This is a genomic window from Rhodovulum sp. (assembly GCF_011048875.1).
Lineage (GTDB): Bacteria > Pseudomonadota > Alphaproteobacteria > Rhodobacterales > Rhodobacteraceae > Rhodovulum > Rhodovulum tesquicola.
In genome coordinates, this window is the sequence record NZ_DSDD01000040.1 from 1 (window position 1) to 3,345 (window position 3,345).

Consider the following 3,345-nt stretch of genomic DNA (forward strand, 5'->3'; position numbering starts at 1 on the left):
CCCCGCCCCCGAGACGGCCGAGGACGAGACCGAGGCGCATTTCCCGCCCACGCCTCTGTTCCGCTACTCGGCGCTCACCTTCGACGGCCACCGCTTCCATTACGACCGCGACTATGCCACCGGCACCGAAGGCTATGGCGGGCTTGTCGTCCATGGCCCGCTTCTGGCGCAACTGCTGATGCTGAAGGCCACGGAGCGCGGCCCGCTGCGCCGCTTCGCCTTCCGCGCCCGTTCGGCGCTGATCGACCACGAAACCGCCACGCTCTGCCGAACGGGCGACCGGCTCTGGGTGCGGGGGCCGGATGGACGGCTCTGCATGTCGGCCGAGGTCGAGCACGGGCAGGACCGGTTCTGATCTTCTTCTTGGAAAAAATACCCAAATCCGACCGCGCCACCGGGCGCTACCGCTTGTAGTGGGCCATCCCCGCCCGGGCCAGTTCGTCCGCGCGCTCGTTCTCGGGATGGCCGGCATGGCCGCGCACCCATTCCCAGCGCACCTGATGGCGGGCCTGCGCCTCGTCCAGCCGCTGCCACAGCTCGACATTCTTCACGGGTTTGTTGCCGGCGGTCTTCCAGCCATTGCGCTTCCAGCCATGGATCCAGCCGGTCACACCGTTCTTCACATAGGCGCTGTCGGTGACCACCGTGATCTGCGAGGGCCGGGTCAGGCTTTCCAGAGCGTTGATCGCGGCCAGCAATTCCATTCGGTTGTTCGTGGTCGCCGCCTCGCCACCCGACAACTCGCGCTCGTGCACCACCTGCGCGCCCTCCTTTGCCTGCAACAGCACGCCCCAGCCGCCGGGGCCGGGATTGCCGCTACAGGCACCGTCGGTATAAGCGAACAGGTCGGGCATGGCGATTTCCTGAAGGGTCCGGCGCGGGTGTAGGGGGCGGGCCCGGTGCCGTCAACCGCCCGAGGCTCAGACCAGCGGCACCGCGAGGCAGGCCAGAACCACCGCTGTCAGGATGATCCGCAGCCGCATCCACCAGCGCGGCGCCATGTTCATCATCCAGAACAGCGCGTCCAGCAGCAGAAGGCCGGCAAAGCCCGCCATCAACGGCAGGATGGGCTTGCCCGCCGCGCCGCCCAGCACCGCAAAACCCCAGAGCGCCGGGATCACCGACAGCCCGTAGCCCAGCGCCGCCCTGGCCCCCGTGGCCTTGGCGGCAAAGCCCCACAACACGCCCGACATGAAGGCCAGGATCACCGTGCCGTAGATCGTCAGCACCTCGACTCCGTGAAAGCGCGGGCCGATCTCGGGCGGCGCGTAACCTGCAAGCTCGGGCATGAAGACCGTGGCCGCGCCCCACAGGAAGGGGATCAGCCCGGCAAGGCCAAGGATCAGGGCAGGGCGCGGGATCGCAGTCATGGGTGCCTCTGAATCGCCGCGCGGCTCATGCCGGTTCGCGCACGATGCGCGGCAGGCGGAACTCGATCTTCTCGGTGGCGGTGACGACCTGTTCGATCTCCAGGTCGTAGCGGTCGCGGAAGGCCCGCACCACTTCCTCGATCAGCACATCGGGCGCCGAGGCACCGGCTGTCAGCCCCACTTTCGACATGCCCTCAAGCGCCGCCCAGTCGATATCGGCCGCGCGCTGGACCAGAAACGCCGTGCCGCAGCCCGCCGCCGCGCCCACCTCGACCAGCCGTTTCGAGTTCGACGAGTTCGGCGCGCCGATCACAAGCAGCGCCTCGACCTTGGGCGCCACCGCCTTGACCGCGCCCTGACGGTTGGTCGTGGCGTAGCAGATGTCTTCCTTGTGCGGCCCCTCGATGGTCGGGAAGCGCGCTTCCAGCGCCTTGACCACCTCGGCGGTGTCGTCGATCGACAGCGTCGTTTGCGTGATGAAGGCCAGGTTGACGGGATCGCGCACGCTCAGCCCCGCCACATCCTCGGGCGTCTCGACCAGCATAACCTCGCCTTCGGGCAGTTGGCCCATGGTGCCGATGGTTTCAGGGTGGCCGGCATGGCCGATCATCACGATCTGCTTGCCGTTCTCGTGATGGCGCGCGGCCTCCAGATGCACCTTGGAGACCAGCGGACAGGTGGCGTCGACAAAGATCATCTCGCGCCGCGCGGCCTCGGCGGGCACCGATTTCGGCACGCCATGGGCCGAGAAGATGACCGGGCGATCCACCGGGCACTCGTCCAGGTCCTTGACGAAGACCGCACCCTTGGCGCGCAGCCCGTCCACGACGAACTTGTTGTGCACGATCTCGTGGCGCACATAGACGGGCGGGCCCCATTTCTCCAGCGCCATCTCGACGATCTTGATCGCGCGGTCGACACCGGCGCAGAAGCCGCGGGGCGCGGCCAGGTAAAGGGTCAGCTTGGGCTTGGTCATGGGCGTTTCTCCTGTCCGTCCAAGAGGTAACCCCGCAGGCGTTTTTCGTCCAGTCCCGGCCCTATCCCGCAGCCGCCGCGGTGGCCCAGGCAAGCGCGGCATATCGCCCGGTCTTGGCGATCGTGACAAGGGTCAGGAACAGCCAGAGCGGCGTGCGCATCATGCCCGCGACCACGGTGAACCCGTCGCCCAGCGGTGCCCAGCTCAACAGCAGCGTCCAAACGCCCCACCGATTGTACCAGTGCTGCGCGCGCTCAAGCTGCGTCTCGCTGACCGGAAACCAGTGACGGCCACGAAAATGTTCGATCCATATCCCGAGCACATAGTTCACCACCGAGCCCAGCACGTTGCCCACGCTCGCGACCAGCAGCAGCCAGCCGAGATCGACCCGGCCAGCCAGTTGCAGGGCGACAAAGACCACCTCGGACTGAAACGGCAGGATCGTGGCCGCGCCGAAGGCGGCAAGAAACAGTATGCCAAGCTGGGCGAGGGTCTCTAGGCCGGGCATCTCGTCAGGTCATGCGCTGGCGGTCCGGCGTCGCGGGCAGGCCGGCGAAAGACCGGCCCACCTGCTCAGCTGCCCTGCTGGGCCTCGGTCCGCTGGTCGAAGTTGCGCGGTTCGCGCGGCGGGCGGCCGATCACCTCTTTCAGCTCGTCGAGCTCGATGAAGTTGTCGGCCTGGCGGCGCAGCTCGTCCGCGATCATCGGCGGCGAACTTCGGATCGTCGAGACGACCGACACCCGCACACCCTGCCTCTGCAGGCTCTCGACCAGCGGCCTGAAATCGCCATCGCCCGAGAAAAGCACGATATGATCGACCCTCGGCGCCAGTTCCATGGCATCGACCGTCAGTTCGATATCCATGTTGCCCTTGACCTTCCGGCGGCCCTGGCTGTCAGTGTATTCCTTCGCGGGCTTCGTCACCATGGTGAAGCCGTTGTAGTTCAGCCAGTCGACAAGGGGCCGGATCGGCGAATAGTCGTCGTTGTCCAGCAGGGC

5 protein-coding genes and 1 pseudogene are annotated in these 3,345 nt (G+C 67.0%); 1 reads left to right on the forward strand and 5 read right to left on the reverse strand.

What is annotated here, in order from left to right; all coding sequences use genetic code 11:
* Window positions 1-355, forward strand: a pseudogene (locus ENN83_RS01475) (acyl dehydratase); the annotation flags it as partial.
* A gap of 46 nt (window positions 356-401) precedes the next feature.
* Here ENN83_RS01475 and rnhA read toward each other — a convergent pair.
* The 5 genes from rnhA to ENN83_RS01500 form a co-directional block, all read right to left on the reverse strand.
* Window positions 402-854 (reverse strand): ribonuclease HI, encoded by a 453-nt coding sequence (gene rnhA / locus ENN83_RS01480; RefSeq protein WP_287183263.1) that lies wholly within the window; start codon window positions 852-854, stop codon window positions 402-404.
* Between the two features lie 66 nt (window positions 855-920).
* A complete protein-coding gene (locus ENN83_RS01485) occupies window positions 921-1,370 on the reverse strand; it encodes a DUF3429 domain-containing protein (RefSeq protein ID WP_287183264.1) in 450 nt (149 codons plus the stop codon).
* 25 nt (window positions 1,371-1,395) lie between these two features.
* Window positions 1,396-2,346, reverse strand: a complete 951-nt coding sequence (ispH, locus tag ENN83_RS01490) for a 4-hydroxy-3-methylbut-2-enyl diphosphate reductase (protein ID WP_287183266.1) — start codon at window positions 2,344-2,346, stop codon at window positions 1,396-1,398.
* Between the two features lie 61 nt (window positions 2,347-2,407).
* The gene (locus tag ENN83_RS01495) at window positions 2,408-2,854 is read right to left on the reverse strand and encodes a YqaA family protein (RefSeq protein WP_287183267.1); all 447 of its coding nucleotides are present in this window, start codon (window positions 2,852-2,854) and stop codon (window positions 2,408-2,410) included.
* Between the two features lie 65 nt (window positions 2,855-2,919).
* On the reverse strand, window positions 2,920-3,345 hold a 426-nt coding region (locus ENN83_RS01500), incomplete at its 5' end, for an NYN domain-containing protein (protein ID WP_287183269.1).